This window comes from Streptomyces sp. NTH33, assembly GCF_003236365.1.
In the GTDB taxonomy this organism is placed as follows: Bacteria; Actinomycetota; Actinomycetes; order Streptomycetales; family Streptomycetaceae; genus Streptomyces.
The window spans coordinates 11,927-28,968 of the sequence record NZ_POTZ01000031.1; the positions used below are offsets into that span (position 1 = coordinate 11,927).

Annotated in this window: 15 protein-coding genes, 4 pseudogenes and 1 riboswitch; of the genes and pseudogenes, 9 read left to right on the forward strand and 10 right to left on the reverse strand. The window is 72.9% G+C overall.

The window, feature by feature from the left end:
- Nucleotides 1-17 precede the first annotated feature (17 nt).
- Nucleotides 18-656 (forward strand): annotated as a pseudogene (gene yaaA / locus C1I97_RS05380) (peroxide stress protein YaaA); the annotation flags it as partial.
- Here the strand turns inward: yaaA and C1I97_RS42430 are convergent.
- From C1I97_RS42430 to C1I97_RS05405, 5 genes and pseudogenes are all read right to left on the reverse strand, one after another.
- Nucleotides 648-1,586, reverse strand: a pseudogene (locus C1I97_RS42430) (vWA domain-containing protein); the annotation flags it as partial. The pseudogenes yaaA and C1I97_RS42430 overlap by 9 nt on opposite strands.
- A gap of 107 nt (nt 1,587-1,693) precedes the next feature.
- The gene (locus C1I97_RS05390) at nt 1,694-2,551 is read right to left on the reverse strand and encodes an AAA family ATPase (RefSeq protein WP_181446578.1); all 858 of its coding nucleotides are present in this window, start codon (nt 2,549-2,551) and stop codon (nt 1,694-1,696) included.
- A gap of 33 nt (nt 2,552-2,584) precedes the next feature.
- Nucleotides 2,585-3,439 (reverse strand): FAD binding domain-containing protein, encoded by an 855-nt coding sequence (locus C1I97_RS05395; RefSeq protein ID WP_111002071.1) that lies wholly within the window; start codon nt 3,437-3,439, stop codon nt 2,585-2,587.
- A complete protein-coding gene (locus C1I97_RS05400) occupies nt 3,436-5,820 on the reverse strand; it encodes a xanthine dehydrogenase family protein molybdopterin-binding subunit (protein ID WP_111002072.1) in 2,385 nt (794 codons plus the stop codon). Before C1I97_RS05400 ends, C1I97_RS05395 begins: the two co-directional genes overlap by 4 nt.
- Nucleotides 5,817-6,332 (reverse strand): (2Fe-2S)-binding protein, encoded by a 516-nt coding sequence (locus C1I97_RS05405; RefSeq protein WP_111002073.1) that lies wholly within the window; start codon nt 6,330-6,332, stop codon nt 5,817-5,819. The genes C1I97_RS05400 and C1I97_RS05405 overlap by 4 nt, the downstream gene beginning before the upstream one ends.
- 108 nt (nt 6,333-6,440) lie before the next feature.
- Between C1I97_RS05405 and C1I97_RS42915 the strand changes: the two are divergent.
- A pseudogene (locus C1I97_RS42915) lies at nt 6,441-6,640 on the forward strand (GTP-binding protein); the annotation flags it as partial.
- Nucleotides 6,641-6,663: 23 nt separating this feature from the next.
- Here the strand turns inward: C1I97_RS42915 and C1I97_RS05410 are convergent.
- Nucleotides 6,664-7,920, reverse strand: coding sequence for a YncE family protein (locus C1I97_RS05410; RefSeq protein WP_111002074.1), 1,257 nt, complete (start codon nt 7,918-7,920; stop codon nt 6,664-6,666).
- Between the two features lie 146 nt (nt 7,921-8,066).
- Here C1I97_RS05410 and C1I97_RS05415 point away from each other — a divergent pair, with 146 nt between their 5' ends.
- Entirely contained in the window at nt 8,067-8,729 is a 663-nt protein-coding gene (locus C1I97_RS05415; RefSeq protein WP_111002075.1) for a TetR/AcrR family transcriptional regulator, read from the forward strand.
- Here the strand turns inward: C1I97_RS05415 and C1I97_RS05420 are convergent.
- The 3 genes from C1I97_RS05420 to C1I97_RS05430 all read right to left on the reverse strand — a co-directional run bounded on the left by C1I97_RS05420 (nt 8,726) and on the right by C1I97_RS05430 (nt 11,644).
- The gene (locus tag C1I97_RS05420) at nt 8,726-9,955 is read right to left on the reverse strand and encodes a glycosyltransferase (protein ID WP_111002084.1); all 1,230 of its coding nucleotides are present in this window, start codon (nt 9,953-9,955) and stop codon (nt 8,726-8,728) included. The genes C1I97_RS05415 and C1I97_RS05420 overlap by 4 nt on opposite strands.
- 145 nt (nt 9,956-10,100) lie before the next feature.
- Entirely contained in the window at nt 10,101-10,949 is an 849-nt protein-coding gene (locus C1I97_RS05425) for a bifunctional 5,10-methylenetetrahydrofolate dehydrogenase/5,10-methenyltetrahydrofolate cyclohydrolase (RefSeq protein WP_111002076.1), read from the reverse strand.
- Between the two features lie 19 nt (nt 10,950-10,968).
- Nucleotides 10,969-11,054, reverse strand: a riboswitch (ZMP/ZTP riboswitch).
- A gap of 224 nt (nt 11,055-11,278) precedes the next feature.
- On the reverse strand, nt 11,279-11,644 hold the full coding sequence (locus tag C1I97_RS05430) for a nuclear transport factor 2 family protein (protein ID WP_111002077.1): 366 nt from the start codon (nt 11,642-11,644) through the stop codon (nt 11,279-11,281).
- Nucleotides 11,645-11,848: 204 nt separating this feature from the next.
- On the opposite strand from C1I97_RS05430, the gene C1I97_RS05435 reads away from it, so the two are divergent.
- The 6 genes from C1I97_RS05435 (at nt 11,849) to C1I97_RS05460 (ending at nt 16,676) form a co-directional block, all read left to right on the forward strand.
- Nucleotides 11,849-12,934 (forward strand): S-(hydroxymethyl)mycothiol dehydrogenase, encoded by a 1,086-nt coding sequence (locus C1I97_RS05435; protein WP_111002078.1) that lies wholly within the window; start codon nt 11,849-11,851, stop codon nt 12,932-12,934.
- Nucleotides 12,934-13,563: an MBL fold metallo-hydrolase gene (locus C1I97_RS05440; RefSeq protein WP_111002079.1), complete on the forward strand. Its 630-nt coding sequence runs from the start codon at nt 12,934-12,936 to the stop codon at nt 13,561-13,563. Before C1I97_RS05435 ends, C1I97_RS05440 begins: the two co-directional genes overlap by 1 nt.
- 192 nt (nt 13,564-13,755) lie before the next feature.
- Nucleotides 13,756-14,670, forward strand: coding sequence for an SDR family oxidoreductase (locus C1I97_RS05445; RefSeq protein ID WP_111002085.1), 915 nt, complete (start codon nt 13,756-13,758; stop codon nt 14,668-14,670).
- Nucleotides 14,671-14,720: 50 nt separating this feature from the next.
- On the forward strand, nt 14,721-15,509 hold the full coding sequence (locus C1I97_RS05450) for an SDR family NAD(P)-dependent oxidoreductase (protein ID WP_111002080.1): 789 nt from the start codon (nt 14,721-14,723) through the stop codon (nt 15,507-15,509).
- Nucleotides 15,510-15,653: 144 nt separating this feature from the next.
- Nucleotides 15,654-16,349, forward strand: a complete 696-nt coding sequence (locus tag C1I97_RS05455; RefSeq protein WP_111002081.1) for a L,D-transpeptidase family protein — start codon at nt 15,654-15,656, stop codon at nt 16,347-16,349.
- A 141-nt stretch (nt 16,350-16,490) separates the two neighbouring features.
- Nucleotides 16,491-16,676, forward strand: a complete 186-nt coding sequence (locus C1I97_RS05460) for a hypothetical protein (protein WP_111002082.1) — start codon at nt 16,491-16,493, stop codon at nt 16,674-16,676.
- A gap of 155 nt (nt 16,677-16,831) precedes the next feature.
- Here C1I97_RS05460 and C1I97_RS05465 read toward each other — a convergent pair.
- A pseudogene (locus C1I97_RS05465) lies at nt 16,832-17,042 on the reverse strand (S1 family peptidase); the annotation flags it as partial.

The following is a 17,042-nucleotide window of genomic DNA, read 5'->3' on the forward strand; positions in this document are numbered from 1 at the left end:
CGACCGAAGGAGTACGTGTGCTTGTCCTGCTGCCGCCGTCCGAAGGCAAGGCCGCTTCCGGCCACGGCACCCCGCTGCGGTCGGAGTCGCTGTCGCTGCCGGGGCTGGCCGCCGCCCGCGAGGCCGTCCTCACGGAGCTCGTCGAGCTGTGTGCCGGTGACGAGGACAAGGCCCGCGAGGTGCTCGGGCTGAGCGAGGGGCTGCGCGGCGAGGTCGCCAAGAACGCCGCCCTGCGCACGGCGGGGACGCGGCCCGCCGGGGAGATCTACACCGGGGTGCTCTACGACGCCCTGGACCTGGCCTCCCTCGATGCCGTCGCCAAGCGGCGCGCCGCGCGCTCGCTGCTGGTCTTCTCGGGACTGTGGGGCGCGGTGCGGGTGACCGACCGGATTCCGTCCTACCGCTGCTCGATGGGCGTCAGGCTGCCGGGCCTGGGGGCGCTGACCGCGTACTGGCGTACGCCGATGGCCTCCGTCCTGCCCGAGGCGGCCGGGGACGGGCTGGTGCTGGACCTGCGGTCCTCCGCCTACGCGGCCGTCTGGAAGTCGAAGGGGGAGGTCGCCGGGCGGACGGCGACCGTACGGGTGCTGCACGCGCCGACCCGGAAGGTCGTCAGCCACTTCAACAAGGCGACCAAGGGGCGGATCGTGCGCGAGCCGGTGCAGGCGCCGCATCTGGGCGGCGAGCAGCCGCGGATCGCCCCGCTCCCAGCCGTCGGACAGCAGGACGACCACGGCGCCGCGGGCCATGCCCCGCTGGCCCCAGCGGTCGAGGAACTCCCGCAGCAGCTCGCCCAGCCGGGTGCCCCCGCGCCAGTCGGGCACGGCCTCGGCGACCGCGGCCATGGCCAGGTCCGGGTCCCGGTGCGACAGCTCCCGGGTCACCCGGGTCAGCCGGGTGCCGATGGTGAACACCTCCGTGCGCCGCCCCAGGGCGGCGGCGTGCGCGAACCGCAGCAGCGCGTCGGCGTACGGTCCCATGGACCCGCTGACGTCGACGAGCAGGACGACCCGGCGGGGCCGTTCGGTGCGCGCGTGCCGCCGCAGCAGCGCCGGCTCGCCGCCGAGCCGCAGCATCTCCCGCACGGTGCGGTGCGGATCGACGTCCCCGCGCCGGGCCGGCCGCCGCCGCGCGGTGCGCCGCGACTGTCCGCGCAGCGCGAACGCGGCCAGCAGCCGGCGCACCTGCGCGCGTTCCGCGGGATCGAGGTCGGCCACGTCGCGGTGGCGCAGGACCTCCGCGGAACTGGCGAGCGAGGCGACGGGCGGACCCTCCCGCTCCCCCTCGGCCGGCTCGGCGGGCGGCCCACCGGGCGCGTCCCGCACGACCAGCCGCAGCCGCGGCGGGGGAGCGGCGGCCCGCGCCGCCCGGGAGGGGCTCCCGTCCGCACCGAAGTAGGCGGCGAACACCCGCTCGTACCGCTCCAGGTCGTCCCGGTCACCGCACAGCGTCAGCCGGCCGGCCCAGTACACGTCCGCCCGCACCCCGGGCCGCAGCACGTCCACCGCCCGCAGAAAGGCATGCACCCGCTCGGCACTCACCGCGACGCCGGCCGCCCGCAACGCCCGGGTGAACCCGAGCAGCACGGCGTCGGCGCCCGGCGGCCCGCCCGGCCCGGGAGTAAAAGCCGTGGAACGGTCACCGCCCGCTCCGGCGCGTCCGCGCCGTTCCTCCCGCTCTTCCGCCACGCCGCTCACGCCCCCCGCCGTCCGAGGACCGCCGCGAAGTCCAGGCCGCGGGCGCGGTCCGTGTCCTCGCGGTACTTCAGTACCGAGCCGAGCGTGGCCACCGCCAGTTCCGCGTCGACCTCGGTGGCGCCGAGGGCGTCCAGGGCGCGGGCCCAGTCCAGGGTTTCGGCGACGCCCGGCGGCTTGAGCAGGTCCTCGGCGCGCAGGGCCTGCACCAGCGCCGTGACCTGCTCGGCCAGCCGGGCCGACACCTCGGGCAGCCGGCGGCGGACGATGGCCAGTTCACGGCCGAAACCGGGATGGTCGAACCAGTGGTACAGGCACCGTCGCTTCAACGCGTCGTGCACCTCGCGGGTGCGGTTCGACGTCAGGACGACCACCGGCGGCACCTCGGCCCGCAGCGTGCCGAGTTCGGGGATCGTCACCTGGAACTCCGACAGCACCTCCAGCAGGAACGCCTCGAACTCGTCGTCGGCCCGGTCGATCTCGTCCACCAGCAGCACCGACGGCTGCGTCTGCAGCGCCCGCAGCAGCGGCCGGGCGACCAGGAACCGCCGGTCGTACAGCTCGCGCTCCAGCCGGTCGGCGTCCTTGACCCCGGCCGCCTCGGCGGCCCGCAGGTGCAGCAGCTGCCGGGGGAAGTCCCAGTCGTACAGCGCCTGGGAGGCGTCGATGCCCTCGTGGCACTGCAGCCGGATCAGCGGGGCGTCCAGCGCCTCGGCGAGGGCGGCGGCGAGCGCCGTCTTGCCGACGCCCGCGTCGCCCTCGCAGAAGACCGGCCGGTGCAGCCGGAGCGCCAGGAAGCAGGCGATGGCCAGCCCGTCGTCGACGAGGTAGCCGGTCTCCTCCAGGCGGGCCCGCACCTGCTCGGGGCTGTCGATGGGGGTGATCGGCGCTCACCCCATCCCGGCGGCGGCCAGGACCGCCCGCTTGGTGAACACCCGCGCCAGATGCGCCCGGTACTCGGGCGAGGCCGACGCGTCCCGCGAGGGCCGCGTGCCCTCGGCCGCATCCTGCGCCGCCCGCGCCACCGCCTCGGCGTCCCCGGCGCCGGCCAGCGCCTCCTCCGAGGCGGCGGCCCGCAGCGGGGTGGCGCCCATGTTGGTCAGCCCGATCCGCGCCTCGGCGATGTGCCCGTCGTCGCGCCGCACCAGCGCGGCCACGCCGACCATCGCCCAGGACTGGGCCACCCGGTGGAACTTCTCGTAGCGGAAGCCCCACCCCTCCCGCTTCGGCACCCGCACCTCCACCAGCAGCTCGTCGGGGGCCAGAGTGGTCTGCAGGTAGTCCGTGAAGAAGTCGCGCGCCGGGATCGTACGCCGCCCGCCCGGCCCCACGGCCACCAGTTCGGCGTCCAGCGCCAGCACCACCGCCGGCAGGTCGCCGGCCGGGTCGGCGTGCGCGAGCGAGCCGCCGAGGGTGCCCCGGTGCCGTACGGCCGGATCGGCGACCGTCTCGGTGGCCTGCGCGAGCAGGCCCGCGTGCCGCCGCACCAGCGGGTCGTGGACCACGTCGTGGTGCGTGGTCAGCGCCCCGATGGCGAGCATGTCGCCGTCCTCGCGGACCCCGCGCAGCCCGGGGATCCGCCCGACGTCGACGACCAGCTCGGGAAAGGCCAGGCGCAGCCGGAGCAGCGGCAGCAGGCTCTGCCCCCCGGCCAGCACCTTCGCCTCCTCGCCCGCGTCGGCGAGCGTGCGCACCGCCTCGTCCAGGCTGGTGGGGCGGGCGTAGTCGAATGCGGGGGGAATCATGCCGAGGCCTCCTTCTGCCCTGCTCGTGCCGACCGGACGGCCTCCCACACCCGCTCCGGGGTGCACGGCATCCGCACGTCGTGCACGCCCAGCGGCCGCAGCGCGTCCACGATCGCGTTGACCACGGCCGGCGTCGAGGCGATCGTGCCCGCCTCGCCGACGCCCTTGACGCCGAGCGGGTTGGAGGCGGCGGGCGTCTCGGTCCGGTCGGTGACGAAGTCGGGCAGGTCCGCCGCCGACGGCACCAGGTAGTCGGCCATCGTGCCGGAGACCAGGTTGCCCTCCGCGTCGTACACCGCCTCCTCGTACAGCGCCTGCGCGATGCCCTGGGCGAGGCCGCCGTGCACCTGCCCCTCGACGATCATCGGGTTGATCACCCGGCCCACGTCGTCCACGCAGACGTAGGACCGGATCCGGGTCTGCCCGGTCTCGGTGTCGACCTCGACCGCGCACAGGTGGGTGCCGTGCGGGTAGGAGAAGTTCTCCGGGTCCAGCAGGTACTCGGAGTTGAGGGTGGGCTCCATGCCCTCGGGCACGTCGTGCGAGGTGAACGTCTCGAAGGCGACCTCCTGGATGGTTTTGCGCGCCTCGGGCGAGCCCTTGACGGAGAACACGCCGCCCTTGAACTCCAGGTCGTCCTCGCTGGCCTCCAGCAGGTGCGCCGCCACCTTCCGCGCCTTCTCGACCACCTTCTCGGCGGCCCGGTGCACGGCCGACCCGCCCACGACCAGCGAGCGCGAGCCGTAGGTGTCCATGCCCTGCGGGGCCGCCTGGGTGTCGCCGTGCAGCACCTCGATGTCCTCGAACGGCACGCCGAGCACCTCGGAGGCGATCTGGCTCCAGGAGGTCACGTGCCCCTGCCCGTGCGGGCTGGTGCCGGTGACCACCTCGACCTTGCCGGTGGGCAGCATCCGGATGCTCGCCGCCTCCCAGCCGCCGGCCGAGTACCTCAGGTCCCGCAGCACCCGGCTCGGGGCCAGCCCGCACATCTCCGTGTACGTCGACACGCCGATGCCGAGCCGTACGGCGTCCCCGCGCTCGTCGCGCTTGCGCTGCTCGGCGCGCAGGTCGTCGTAGCCGAACAGGGCGAGGGCCTTCTCGGTCGCCGCCTCGTAGTTGCCGCTGTCGTAGGTCAGGCCCGCGATCGTGGTGTACGGGAACTCCTCGTGCCGGATCCAGTTGCGGCGCCGCACCTCCACCGGGTCCAGGCCCACCTCGGCGGCCAGTTCGTCCATGGCCCGCTCGATGGCGTACGTGGCCTCCGGGCGCCCGGCGCCGCGGTAGGCGTCGGTCGGGGTGCGGGTGGTGAACACGCCGGTGCAGTTGAACTCGTAGGCGTCCATCTTGTAGATCGCCGGGTACATGAACGCGCCCAGGATCGGGATGCCGGGCGTGACCAGCATCAGATAGGCGCCCATGTCGGCGAGCAGGTCGACCTTGAGACCGAGCAGCCTTCCCTCGCGGGTGGCGGCGAGCTCGATGTCCTGGATCATGCCGCGGCCGTGGTGGGTGGCCAGATAGCCCTCGGAGCGGGACTCGGTCCACTTCACCGGCCGCCCCAGCTTCCGCGCGATCGCCAGCGCGATCGCCTCCTCGCCGTACACCTGGAGCTTGGAGCCGAAGCCGCCGCCCACGTCGGGGGCGATCACCCGCAGCTTGTGCTCGGGGACCCCGGTGACCACCGACAGCATGATCCGCAGGATGTGCGGGATCTGGGTCGTCGAGTACATCGTGTACTCGCCGGAGGCGGCGAGCGGGGCGACCGCGACCGCGCGCGGCTCCATGGCGTTGGGGATGAGCCGCTGCTGCCGGTAGCGGCGCTTGATCACCACCTCGGCGCGCCGCTTGACCGACTCGTAGTCCTCGCCGGTCCTCAGCGGCCACACGTAGGCGCGGTTGGTGCCCTTGTCGGCGTGGACCAGCGGGGCGCCCTCGGCGAGCGCGTCCTCCAGGTCCAGGACCGGGGGCAGCGGCTCGTAGTCGACCTCGATCGCCTCCAGCGCGTCCGCGGCGGCGTACCGGTCGCGGGCCACCACGACCGCCACCGGGTCACCGGCGTGGCGCACCTCGTCCAGGGCGAGCGGCGGGTGGTCGGGCAGGACCATGTCCTCGGTGACGGGCCAGGCGCAGGGCAGCGAGCCGAGCCCGTCGGCGAGGTCGCGGCCGGTGAACGCGGCGACGACGCCGGGGCGTTCCAGGGCGGGGGAGACGTCGACGCGCTCGATGCGGGCGTGCGCCATGGGGCTGCGCAGGATCGCCAGGTGCAGCAGCCCGGTGACGCCGATGTTGTCGGTCCAGTTGGTCTGTCCGGTGATCAGCCGTGCGTCCTCCTTGCGGAGCCGGGCCCGGCCGACCTCGGGTTCGACGGCCTGGTCGGTCATGCCGTCACCTCCTGCGCGCTCTGCTCCTGCGCGCTCTGCCGTTCCGAAGCGCTCGTGTCCTCGGCGGCGGCGAGCACCGCGCGGACGATGTTCTGGTATCCGGTGCACCGGCACAGGTTGCCCTCGAGCGCCTTGCGCACCTCGTCGGCGCCCGGGTGGGGGTTCTCACGCAGCAGATCGCGCGCGGCCATGATCATCCCGGGGGTGCAGTAGCCGCACTGCAGCGCGTGCCGCTCGTGGAAGGCGCGCTGCAGCGGCGTCCACTCGCCGTCGTGGGCCAGCCCCTGCACGGTGGTCACCTCGCCCCCGTCCGCCTGGACGGCCAGCACCGTGCAGCTCTTGACGCTCGCGCCGTCCAGCTCGACCGTGCAGGTCCCGCAGTTCGAGGTGTCGCAGCCGATCGGGGTACCGGTCAGGCCGAGTCGGTCGCGCAGATAGTGGACCAGCAGAAGACGGGGCTCCACCTCGTCCTCGTAGGCCGTGCCGTCCACCGTGACCGAGATGTGGGTCATGTGCCCTCCAAGACCGTATGGGCGTGAGTGAGGGGAATCAGCGACCAGCGTGGTGTACGTCACTCTATGACCACGCCCCGGAGGCGGCGAGTGGTGCGACGTGCTTTGTTGACCGTTAATCCATTGCCGCCGCCCGTCCGGCTGGAGGTGGGGCTCGGCTCGATGCCGTAGGCCTTCTTCAAGGCCGTCGAGGACACCGTCCGGGAGGCGCTGGGGCAGGGCCTGCACGGGGCCGGCCGGTCACCGACTGCACGGTGACCGGCACCTGGGTCCACGAGCCGGTGCACCGCTTCCGCGCCGAGGCGCCCGACCTGCGACTGCGGCAGGGCCGTCAGCCCGTGGACGGCCCCGTCCAGCCGGCCGGCACATGGCCCAGGCGGACCCGCTGCGGGTGGTCGCCGACCGGGACCGACACCACCTTCCGCCCGGTGGCGAAGTCGATGGCCGTGACCTGGTCGGCGCCGCTCTCGGAGACGACGCAGGCCTTGCCGTCGCCGCTGACCGTGGCCCAGTAGGGCTTGGCGGCGGGAACGAGCGGGCCCTCCCGCAGGCTCGCGCGGTCGACGACGGTGGCGTAGTCGTCCATCGTGCCCGCCACGCACAGCTTGGTGCCCTCGGGATTCATCGAAAGGCCGTGGTGGCGCGAGTCGTTGACCCAGGTGGTGCGGTCCTCGCCGGTCGCCGGGTTCTTCGGCAGCGTCTTGACCCGGGTGAGGGTGTCGGAGGCGACGTCGTACTCCAGGAAGCCGTTGAAGAACGACACCTGGAAGTACAGCTGGGACTCGTCGGGGGAGAAGACGGCGGGCCGTACCGCGTCGGAGAAGTTCTTCAGGCCGATCGCGTCCAGGCGCGGGCGCATGTCGATGATCCGGACCTGCTTGTACGTCGTCGCGTCCACGACGGTGATGCGCCGGTCGCCCTTGGTCCAGTCCCAGAACGGGTCGTCCAGCGCGGTGGTGACGTCCCCGATGGACATGTTCCAGAGGTACCTGCCGTCCTTGGTGAAGACGTTCTCGTGCGGTTTGTCGCCGGTGGCGAACGAGCCGAGCTGCTTTCCGGTGCCGATGTCCAGGACGTGCACGGTGTTCGCGGTGGAGGCGGAGACCGCGACCCGGGTGCCGTCGGGGGAGACGGCCATGTGATCGGCGCGGTAACCGGCCACGGAGAAGCGCCAGTTGACGCTCCCGCTGGCCAGGTCTATCGACACGACGTCGGCGAAGCTGGGCCGGGAGACCACCACGGACCTTCCGTCCGGGGTGGTGTACATGTCGTCGGCGAACTGGTCGTGGCCTTCGCCGACGCCGTTGCGGATCGCCTGGAAGTAGATCCACTTGATCGGGTCGGCGTTGATCTCGGCCATCCGCCGGTCCTTGTCGGGGATGACGTTCACCCGGCCGATCCTCGAGAAGTCGCCGGTGGACTTCAGGACATCGGCGGTGCCGTCCCAGTTGTTGCCGACGAACAGGACCTCCCGCAGCCCGGCCGGGCCCTGCGGCGCCGCGGTGGCGGCGGTGGCGGCGGGGGCGGTGACGGTCAGGACGAGGGCGGCGGCCACGGAGCAAAGGTGCCTGGTTCTGACAGCAGGCATGACTGCTCTCTCCTCTGTGATGGGGAGCCGGAAATCTGAACACCAGTGCTTTCACAGTCAACTTACTGAAAAGTAAGGAGGGGGTCGCCTGCTCCACAAGACCGCGTACACGACAAAATTGGAGCGGACACGGGAGGGAGGGGATCGTGGCGGGCAGGCTGAGGGCGCCGACCGGCCGCTACGGCGGCAAGTCCGCCGCCGAGCGACAGGCCGAGCGGCGCCGCCGGTTCCTCGAGGCGGCGCTGCGGCTGTTCGGCGGCGCCCCCGGCTACCGCGCGACGACCGTCGCCGCGCTCAGCGAGGCCGCCGGACTGTCGACCCGGCAGTTCTACGAGGAGTTCCGCACCCTCGAGGACGTCCTCGCCGCCCTCCACCTCCAGGTCAACGACTGGGCGGAACAGGCCGTCCTGGACGCCCTCGCCGAGGCCGGGCGACTGCCGCTCGCCGAATGCGTCGCCGCCCTCTTCCACGCCTACGCCGCCAGCGTCACCGCGGACCCGCGCCGGATCCGCATCACCTTCGTCGAGATCATCGGCGTCAGCCCGCGTCTGGAGGAGCAGCGCCTCGAGCGCCGCTCCCGCTGGGTCGACCTCATCTGCGCCGAGGCCGTCGCCGCCGCCGCGCGCGGCGAGGCCGCGCCCCGCGACTACCGGCTCGCCGCGACGGCCTTCATCGGCAGCGTCAACGGCCTCCTGCACGACTGGAGCGCAGGCTGGGTGGAGGCGACCCTGGACGAGGTGGTCGACGAACTGGTCCGCCAGCTGCTGGCCGTCCTGCGGCCACCGGGCTGGACGGAGGACAGCCCCTAACCGGCGAGCCGGTCGACCGCGTCCAGCACCGGCGCGACCCCGTCCTCCTCGCGGATCCGGACGCCCAGGGCCCGCGCCCGCTCCCGGTGGAGGGAGTCCCGGGTGGCCCGGACGAGGGCCGCGGCGAGGGCGTCCGTGGTCAGTCCCCGCACCGGGACGGCGCACGGCGCCACGCCGAGGCCGACGAGGCGCTCGGCCCAGAAGCCCTCGTCGAACTGGACGGGAACCGGCACCGCGGGGACGCCGGCGCGCAGCCCCGCCGCGGTCGTGCCCGCCCCGGCGTGGTGCACCACGGCGGCCATCCGCGGGAACAGCGCGGAGTGCGGGACCTCGTCGATGGTCAGCATGTCCTCGCCGGCCGCCCCCAGCCCGGCCCAGCCGCGCTGGATCACCCCGCGCAGCCCGGCCCGGCGCAGCGCGCGCACGACCGTGTCACTGAGCCGGCCGGGGTCGGGCACGGTGGCGCTGCCGAGGCCGACGAAGACCGGGGGAGGACCCGCGTCCAGGAAGTCCCGTACGTCGACGGGGAGGCGGGTGAAGCGGTCGTACGGCCACCAGTACCCGCACACCTCGAGTCCGGGCCGCCAGTCGTGCGGCCGGGGCACGACCAGCCGGCTGAAGCCGTGGTGCACCGGCCGGCGCTGCCCCCGGCGGATGCGCCGCCCGGTGCCGGCGCGGGTGCGCGGCAGCCCCAGCCGGGCGCGCACGGCGGGGACGGCCGCCGAGAAGACCCGCTCCACGGCCAGGTCGACGCCATGGCCGGCGAGGCGGTTGGCCGCTGCTCCCCAGTGGCCGCCGCCGAGCAGGGGCGGGGCGAACTCCCCGGTGGGGGAGAGGGGTTGCAGATGCGCGCCCATGCTCGGCAGCCTCAGCGCCTCGGCGATGGCGTGCCCGACCGGACCCAGCGAGCCGGCCAGCAGCAGCATGTCGTTCTTCTCGGCCGCCGCGATCAGGTCGTCCGTCATCCGGCCGAGGGCCGCCCGCGCCAGCCCCACGGCCCGCAGCATCTTGCCCGCGCTGGTGGCGCTGCGGTGCAGTCCGCGTCCGCGCGAGGACTCCAGTTCGGCCCGCGGGTCCACCGGCAGCGGATGGAAACCCAGGCCCGAGCCCGCGACCAGCGGCTCGAAGCACCCGTGCGTGACCAGGGTCACCGCGTGCCCCGCGAGGGCCAGGCCGTGCCCGAGTCCGGTGAAGGGAGCCACGTCGCCCCGGGAACCCGCCGTCATGATCGCTACGCGCACGTCGGCCAGTATGGCGGCGCGCCCGCCCGCCACCCGTGAACGACCCGAGGGGTGTCGGATCCCGTCCCCCCGGTCACGGCCGGCATCCCGCGCCGGGGACGTCCTGCGGTACGGCGCCCGGACGCGCCGGTCACACCCCGAGCTGCCGGGCGGCGGCGCGCACGGTCTGCTCCAGCAGCGTGGCGATCGTCATCGGGCCGACCCCGCCCGGCACCGGGGTGATCAGCGAGGCCCGCTCCACGGCGGAGTCGAAGTCGACGTCGCCGACGTTGCCCGGGTTGTAGCCGGCGTCGATCACGACGGCGCCCGGCTTGACGTCCTGGCCGCGGATCAGCCGCGGCCGGCCCACGGCGGCGACCACGACGTCCGCCTCACGGACCACGGACGACAGGTCGGCGGTGCGCGAGTGGCAGTACGTCACCGTCGCGTCCCGTGCGAGCAGCAGCATGCCCACCGGCTTGCCGAGGATCGCGCTGCGGCCGACCACGACGGCACGCCTGCCGCCGAGCTCGACGCCGTACTCGTCGAGCAGCCGCAGGATGCCGCCGGGCGTGCAGGAGACGAACCCCGGCAGCCCGAAACTCATCGTCGCGAACGAGGCGAAGGTGACTCCGTCGACGTCCTTCTCGGGCGCGATCGCCTCGAACGCGGCCCGCTCGTCGATGTGGTCACCGACCGGGTGCTGGAGCAGGATGCCGTGCACGGCGGGGTCCTCCGACAGGGACCGCAGCGTGCCGACCAGTTCCTCGGTGGTGGTCCCGGCGGGCAGCGCCACATGGCGGGAGTCGATGCCGGCCCTGCGGCAGCGGTTCTGCTTCATCCGCACGTAGGTGACGGAGGCGGGGTCCTCGCCGACCAGCACCGTCGCGAGGCAGGGCACCGTGCCCGTGCGCTCGGTCAGTGCGGCGGCCTGCTCGGCGGTCTTCTCCACGACACGGCGGGCGAGCGCGGTGCCGTCCATCAGACGGGCCTGGGGCATGATCACTCCTGGGCGTTCGACGGATCGCCCAGGCGCGCGGCTCAAGACTCTGTGTGGACCGCTCCCCGGTGGTGCTCCACCTCAGCGCCAGTCACGGCCCCGCCTCAGCCTAGCCGAACGGGCCCGCCGCGGTCGACGCGCACCCGGCGCGGCACGGCGCGGGCGGGGCCGGGCCGCCCGCAGGACCGGTCGGAGGAGAGCGGCGAGCGCCAGTCGGGACGCCGCCCGTGACTTCCGGAACCCGGCCGAGTGGGACCCGCCCAGACCCGCGCGGGCGGAGAAGGTCCAGGTCATCCGGGAGCTGACCTGGAACCTCGCGGCCTTTCTCCCTACTCGTCCCATACCTGGATCATGATCTGGTCGGTGATCCTGCCGTCGCGCAGCGAGACCATGGATTCGGCGAGTACGCGGACGCCGTCCCCGTACTCGCAGGACTCGACGTAGGCGGCGTGGTCGCCCTGCACGACGCACTGCTCCAGCCTGTGCGTCATGTCGCGGCCGTAGATGTCGTTCAGCATCGAGCCGATCTCGTCGCGCCCGTGCAGGACCTTGGGACGACTGGGCTGGGCGTCGCGGTCCACGATCCGGATCTCCGCGTCGTCCGTGTACAGCGACAGCAGTGTGGACGCCGTGTCTCCTTCGATGCCGCGGCGTAGCGTGTCGGTGTCGAAGGCGGGGCTTGCCGTGCCGGCCATGGTGACCTCCTACGGGGGCGGCGGCCCGGGAGGAGCGGGCCGCGACGGGCCTCACCCTTCGAGGCTCCTCCGCCGGAGCGGGCCGGGCAAGCGCGGCACAGACCACTACGAAACCGGAATGAGTGACTCCTCTTAGTGCCTTACTGATCAGTTGCACGTAGGGTCGGTGGGGAGGTACACCGTTCGACGGAAGGGAACAGCACCATGGCGCAGGAAGTGCGCGGCGTGATCGCGCCCGGGAGGAACGAGCCCGTGCGGGTCGAGACGATCGTCGTGCCGGACCCGGGGCCGGGCGAGGCCGTCGTACGGGTCCAGGCCTGCGGCGTCTGCCACACCGACCTGCACTACAAGCAGGGCGGCATCAACGACGAGTTCCCGTTCCTGCTCGGTCACGAGGCCGCGGGCGTGGTGGAGTCGGTCGGCGAGGGCGTCACCGAGGTCGCGCCCGGCGACTTCGTGATCCTGAACTGGCGGGCCGTGTGCGGCAAGTGCCGCGCCTGTGAGCGCGGGCGGCCCTGGTACTGCTTCGACACCCACAACGCGCGGCAGAAGATGACGCTCACCGACGGCACGGAGCTCTCCCCGGCCCTCGGTATCGGCGCCTTCGCCGAGAAGACCCTGGTGGCGGCCGGCCAGTGCACCAAGGTCGACCCGTCCGTCTCCCCGGCGGTGGCCGGCCTGCTGGGCTGCGGCGTGATGGCCGGCATCGGCGCGGCGATCAACACCGGGAACGTCGGCCGCGGCGACTCGGTCGCCGTCATCGGCTGCGGCGGCGTCGGCGACGCGGCGATCGCCGGGGCGTACCTGGCGGGCGCGGCGAAGGTCATCGCCGTCGACATCGACGACCGCAAGCTCGCGACCGCCCGCACCATGGGCGCCACGCACACGGTCAACTCCAAGGAGAACGACCCGGTCGAGGCGATCCGCGAGCTGACCGGTGGCTTCGGCGCCGACGTCGTCATCGACGCCGTGGGCCGCCCGGAGACGTACAAGCAGGCCTTCTACGCCCGTGACCTGGCCGGCACGGTCGTCCTGGTGGGTGTGCCGACGCCGGAGATGAAGCTGGAGCTGCCGCTGCTGGACGTCTTCGGGCGCGGCGGTGCGCTGAAGTCGAGCTGGTACGGAGACTGCCTGCCCTCCCGGGACTTCCCGATGCTCATCGACCTGCATCTGCAAGGACGCCTGCCGCTGGACAAGTTCGTCACCGAGACCATCCAACTGGACGAGGTGGAGAAGGCGTTCGAGCGGATGCACCGCGGCGACGTGCTGCGCTCGGTGGTGGTGCTGTGATGGCCCCGCGCATCGAACGCCTCGTCACCTCCGGGAAGTTCACGCTCGACGGCGGCACCTGGGACGTCGACAACAACGTCTGGATCGTCGGTGACGACCACGAGGCGGTCGTCATCGACGCCGCCCACGCCGCCCAGGCCATCGCCGAGGCCGTGGGCGACCGCCGGCTGACCGCGATCGTGTGCACCCACGCCCACAACGACCACGTCAACGCGGCCCCCGCCCTCGCCGACCTCACCGGCGCGACGATCTGGCTGCACCGCGACGACCTGCCGCTGTGGAAGATGACCCACCCGGACCGGGACCCCGACGAGCACCTGGTCGACGGCCAGGTGATCGAGGCCGCGGGCGCCGACCTGACGGTCCTGCACACCCCCGGCCACGCCCCGGGCGCGATCTGCCTGTACGACCCCGGGCTCGGCGTCGTCTTCACCGGCGACACCCTCTTCCAGGGCGGTCCGGGCGCCACCGGGCGGTCGTACTCCAGCTTCCCGACGATCATCGACTCGATCCGCGACCGCCTGCTGACGCTGCCGCCCGAGACGAAGGTCCTCACCGGCCACGGCGACTCCACCACCATCGGCGCCGAGGCCCCGCACCTTGAGGAGTGGATCGCCCGCGGACACTGACGGACGCGGGCACTGACGGACGCGGGCCGCACGAGACCGGAAACCGCTCGTGCGGCCCGCCCGCGGCGGGTCCCCGGCGAGTCGGCCGCAGAAGACGGCTCACTCGCGAAATCACGACAGAAGATGTCCGGCTTCCCCGGCACCCTCGATGACGGCAAACGCATCGACGGAAGTACGCACAGGAGGCCGGACATGCCGGGTCCACTTCAAGGCAGGGTCGCGCTGGTCGCGGGAGCGACGCGGGGAGCGGGGCGGGGAATCGCGGTGGAACTCGGCGCGGCCGGCGCCACCGTGTACGTCACCGGACGCACCACTCGCGCCCGCCGCTCGGAGTACGACCGTCCCGAGACCGTCGAGGACACCGCCGACCTGGTCACCGCGGCCGGCGGCCACGGCATCGCCGTACCCACCGACCACCTGGAGCCGGACCGGGTGCGCGCCCTCGTGGACCGCATCGCGCGCGAGCAGGACCGCCTGGACGTCCTCGTCAACGACATCTGGGGCGCGGAGCACCTCTTCGAGTGGGACACCCCGGTGTGGGAGCACGACCTCGCGAACGGACTGCGGCTGCTCCGCCTCGCGGTGGAGACGCACGCGATCACCAGCCACCACGCCCTGCCCCTGCTGCTGCGCCGCCCCGGCGGCCTTGTGGTGGAGATGACCGACGGCACCGCCGAGTACAACCGGGACGCCTACCGCGTCAACTTCTTCTACGACCTCGCCAAGGCGTCCGTCCTGCGCATGGCCTTCGCCCTCGCCCACGAACTCGGCCCGCGCGGCGCCACCGCCCTCGCCCTGACGCCCGGCTGGATGCGTTCGGAGCTGATGCTCGACCACTTCGGGGTGACCGAGGACAACTGGCGCGACGCCCTGGACCAGGACCCCCACTTCGCCATCTCCGAGACCCCCCGCTACGTGGGCCGCGCCGTCGCCGCCCTGGCCGCCGACCCGGAGGTGGCCCGCTGGAACGGCCGGTCCCTCTCCAGCGGCACCCTCGCCCGGGTCTACGGCTTCACCGACCTGGACGGCAGCCGCCCCGACGCCTGGCGCTACCTGCCCGAGGTCCAGGACCAGGACAAGCCGGCCGACACGACCGGCTACCGGTGACCGCGCACGCCGTCTGTTCGCGTGATCGTCCGCCGCAGTAGGTTCGGCGCATGACGGACAGCGGGCGGTTCGACGGACACGGGGTTCTCATCACGGGAGCGGGGCGGGGCATCGGCGCGGCCACCGCGCGAAGGCTGGCGGAGGAGGGGGCCCGGGTCCTGGTCACCGACGCGGACGGCGACGCGGCGGAGGAGACCGCGGCGGCCCTGCGCGAGCGCGGGCTCACGGCGCGGGCGCACACGGTGGACGTCACGGACCGGGGGGCGGTCGAGGAGGCCGTGGCGCACGCCGTGCGCGCCTTCGGCTCACTCGACGTCCTGGTCAACAGCGCGGCCCACTGCGCACCGGACACCCCGCTCTTCGAGGACGGCCCGGACGAGGCGTGGGCCCGCGACCTGGACGTCACCCTGACCGGCGCCTACCGCTGCTGCCGCGCCGCCCTGCCCCACCTGGCGGCGGGCGGCCGGGGCGCGATCGTCGGCATCGGCTCGGTCAACGGCGTCCAGGACTTCGGCAACCACGCCTACAGCGCCGCCAAGGCGGGCCTGGCGTCCCTCACCCGCACCCTCGCCGGACACGCCGCCGCCCGCGGCGTACGCGTCAACCTCGTCATGCCGGGCACGGTACGCACCTCGGCCTGGGAGGGCAGGGACGCCGCACTCGACCGGATCCGCGCCCTGTACCCCCTGGGCCGGGTCGGCGAGCCGGAGGACATCGCCGCCGCCGTGGCCTTCCTCGCCTCCCGCGACGCGGCCTGGATCACCGGCACCACCCTGACCGTGGACGGCGGCCTCACCGCGGTCAACTCCGGCTTCCGGGAGGCCCTTCGGGCCACCTGAACCACCCGCCGAAGCAGGTCGGATGTCACCGTTTCGTCTCGGCTTCATCTCGGCGCGAGGTGCTCTGCAACCAGTGTCCGCCGGCAGGGGTCTAGGTGTCGGGAAGCGCAGGAACGCACCAAGCATTAAGGGGGATGGGTTGTCATGAGGGACCTGGGCAGACGGGGAGCGGTCGCACTGGGCGTCACCGGACTGGTGGTTCCGCTCACACTGACGCTCGGTGCCGCGCCGGCGCAGGCGGCGAGTTGCACCACGCAGACCGGGCCGTACCAGAAGCAGGTGGAGAAGTTCCTCGGCCGGCCGGTCGACGGGCGGCAGTCGGCCACGGACTGCAAGGCGATACGGGCCTTCCAGAACAAGCACGGCATCACGCCGAACATCGGCTACGCGGGTCCCGTCACCTGGGGCGTGATGGACCTCATGAACAAGCAGAAGGCCGTGGGCAAAAAGCCCAACAAGGCCGGCAAGTGCCCGGTGAACAAGGGCCGGATAGCCTGCGTGAACCTCACGCTCCAGCTCAGCTGGATCCAGGACGGCAGCCGGCTGGTCTACGGCCCCGTGCCGGTGCGCACCGGACGCAAGGGGTACAAGACCCGCACCGGCCTGAAGAAGATCTACTGGCGGCACATCGACCACGTCTCGACGCTCTACAACGTGCCGATGCCGTACAGCCAGTTCTTCGACGGCGGCCAGGCCTTCCACTCGGTCGGTCTGAGCATGTGGAACCCGCCCGGCTCGCACGGCTGCGTCAACATGACGCCGAAGGACGCCAAGAAGTACTGGTCGCTGCTGAAGAAGGGCGACGACGTGTACGTCTACGGCCGCAAGCCGGGCACCTGAGCGCGGGCGGAGGCCGGCGCCCGGTGGCGGTTGAATCGCGAACTGCCGCCGGGCTCCTGCCGAATTCACGTGATGAGCAACACGATCCGATATGCCCGTATCGCTCGTACTTATTCACAGCGCCTTCACCTCGACCGGCATATGCTTCACGGCATGTCCACCACTGTTGAACCCGTTTCCGAGCGATCGGCCGCGGAGGTCAACGAGGAGATCCGGGCTCTGTGGCTCCGGTCGGGCGGGACACTGACCAGCGAGCAGCGCGAGGAATACCAGCGCCTCGTGATGGAGTGGGCCACAGTCGCCCACTCCCCGCTCAGAGCCGCCTGAGCCACCTCTCCTCCGCGACCCCGGCCGCGGCGTCGGACCACCCTCCCCGGGCACCCATGAGCGCATGGGTGCCCTTCTCGCGCTGTCCTCCGCCCTCTGTCCCGGCATCCCCCGTGCTGCCGGCGCCGGCACGACCGCCGTACGGACCGCCCCGGTCAGCCCCACGTCGCCGAGTAGTGCCGCTGGTAGGCCCTGCGGTCCTGTTCCGCGCGGATCCAGCGGGTGGCGACCAGCGCGATCAGGCTGCCGGCGACGACCAGGAGGCCGGGACCGACGTTCCTGGGGTCGGAGAGGCGGGAGAGCAGGGTGGTGCTGTCGGTGGTGCCGGTGACCGGGGTGGAGGAGCCGGGGGAGGCGGCGCCGGCA

Bases quoted from the DNA above. Each gene is read 5' to 3' on its own strand.
- C1I97_RS05400 (WP_111002072.1), bottom strand. From the start codon at position 5,820: ATGACCGACCAGGCCGTCGAACCCGAGGTCGGCCGGGCCCGGCTCCGC.
- C1I97_RS05445 (WP_111002085.1), top strand. From the start codon at position 13,756: ATGCCGGGTCCACTTCAAGGCAGGGTCGCGCTGGTCGCGGGAGCGACG.
- C1I97_RS05440 (WP_111002079.1), top strand. From the start codon at position 12,934: ATGGCCCCGCGCATCGAACGCCTCGTCACCTCCGGGAAGTTCACGCTC.
- C1I97_RS05455 (WP_111002081.1), top strand. From the start codon at position 15,654: ATGAGGGACCTGGGCAGACGGGGAGCGGTCGCACTGGGCGTCACCGGA.
- C1I97_RS05460 (WP_111002082.1), top strand. From the start codon at position 16,491: ATGCTTCACGGCATGTCCACCACTGTTGAACCCGTTTCCGAGCGATCG.
- C1I97_RS05405 (WP_111002073.1), bottom strand. From the start codon at position 6,332: ATGACCCACATCTCGGTCACGGTGGACGGCACGGCCTACGAGGACGAG.
- C1I97_RS05425 (WP_111002076.1), bottom strand. From the start codon at position 10,949: ATGCCCCAGGCCCGTCTGATGGACGGCACCGCGCTCGCCCGCCGTGTC.
- C1I97_RS05410 (WP_111002074.1), bottom strand. From the start codon at position 7,920: ATGCCTGCTGTCAGAACCAGGCACCTTTGCTCCGTGGCCGCCGCCCTC.
- C1I97_RS05435 (WP_111002078.1), top strand. From the start codon at position 11,849: ATGGCGCAGGAAGTGCGCGGCGTGATCGCGCCCGGGAGGAACGAGCCC.
- C1I97_RS05450 (WP_111002080.1), top strand. From the start codon at position 14,721: ATGACGGACAGCGGGCGGTTCGACGGACACGGGGTTCTCATCACGGGA.
- C1I97_RS05395 (WP_111002071.1), bottom strand. From the start codon at position 3,439: ATGATTCCCCCCGCATTCGACTACGCCCGCCCCACCAGCCTGGACGAG.
- C1I97_RS05430 (WP_111002077.1), bottom strand. From the start codon at position 11,644: ATGGCCGGCACGGCAAGCCCCGCCTTCGACACCGACACGCTACGCCGC.
- C1I97_RS05420 (WP_111002084.1), bottom strand. From the start codon at position 9,955: ATGACGGCGGGTTCCCGGGGCGACGTGGCTCCCTTCACCGGACTCGGG.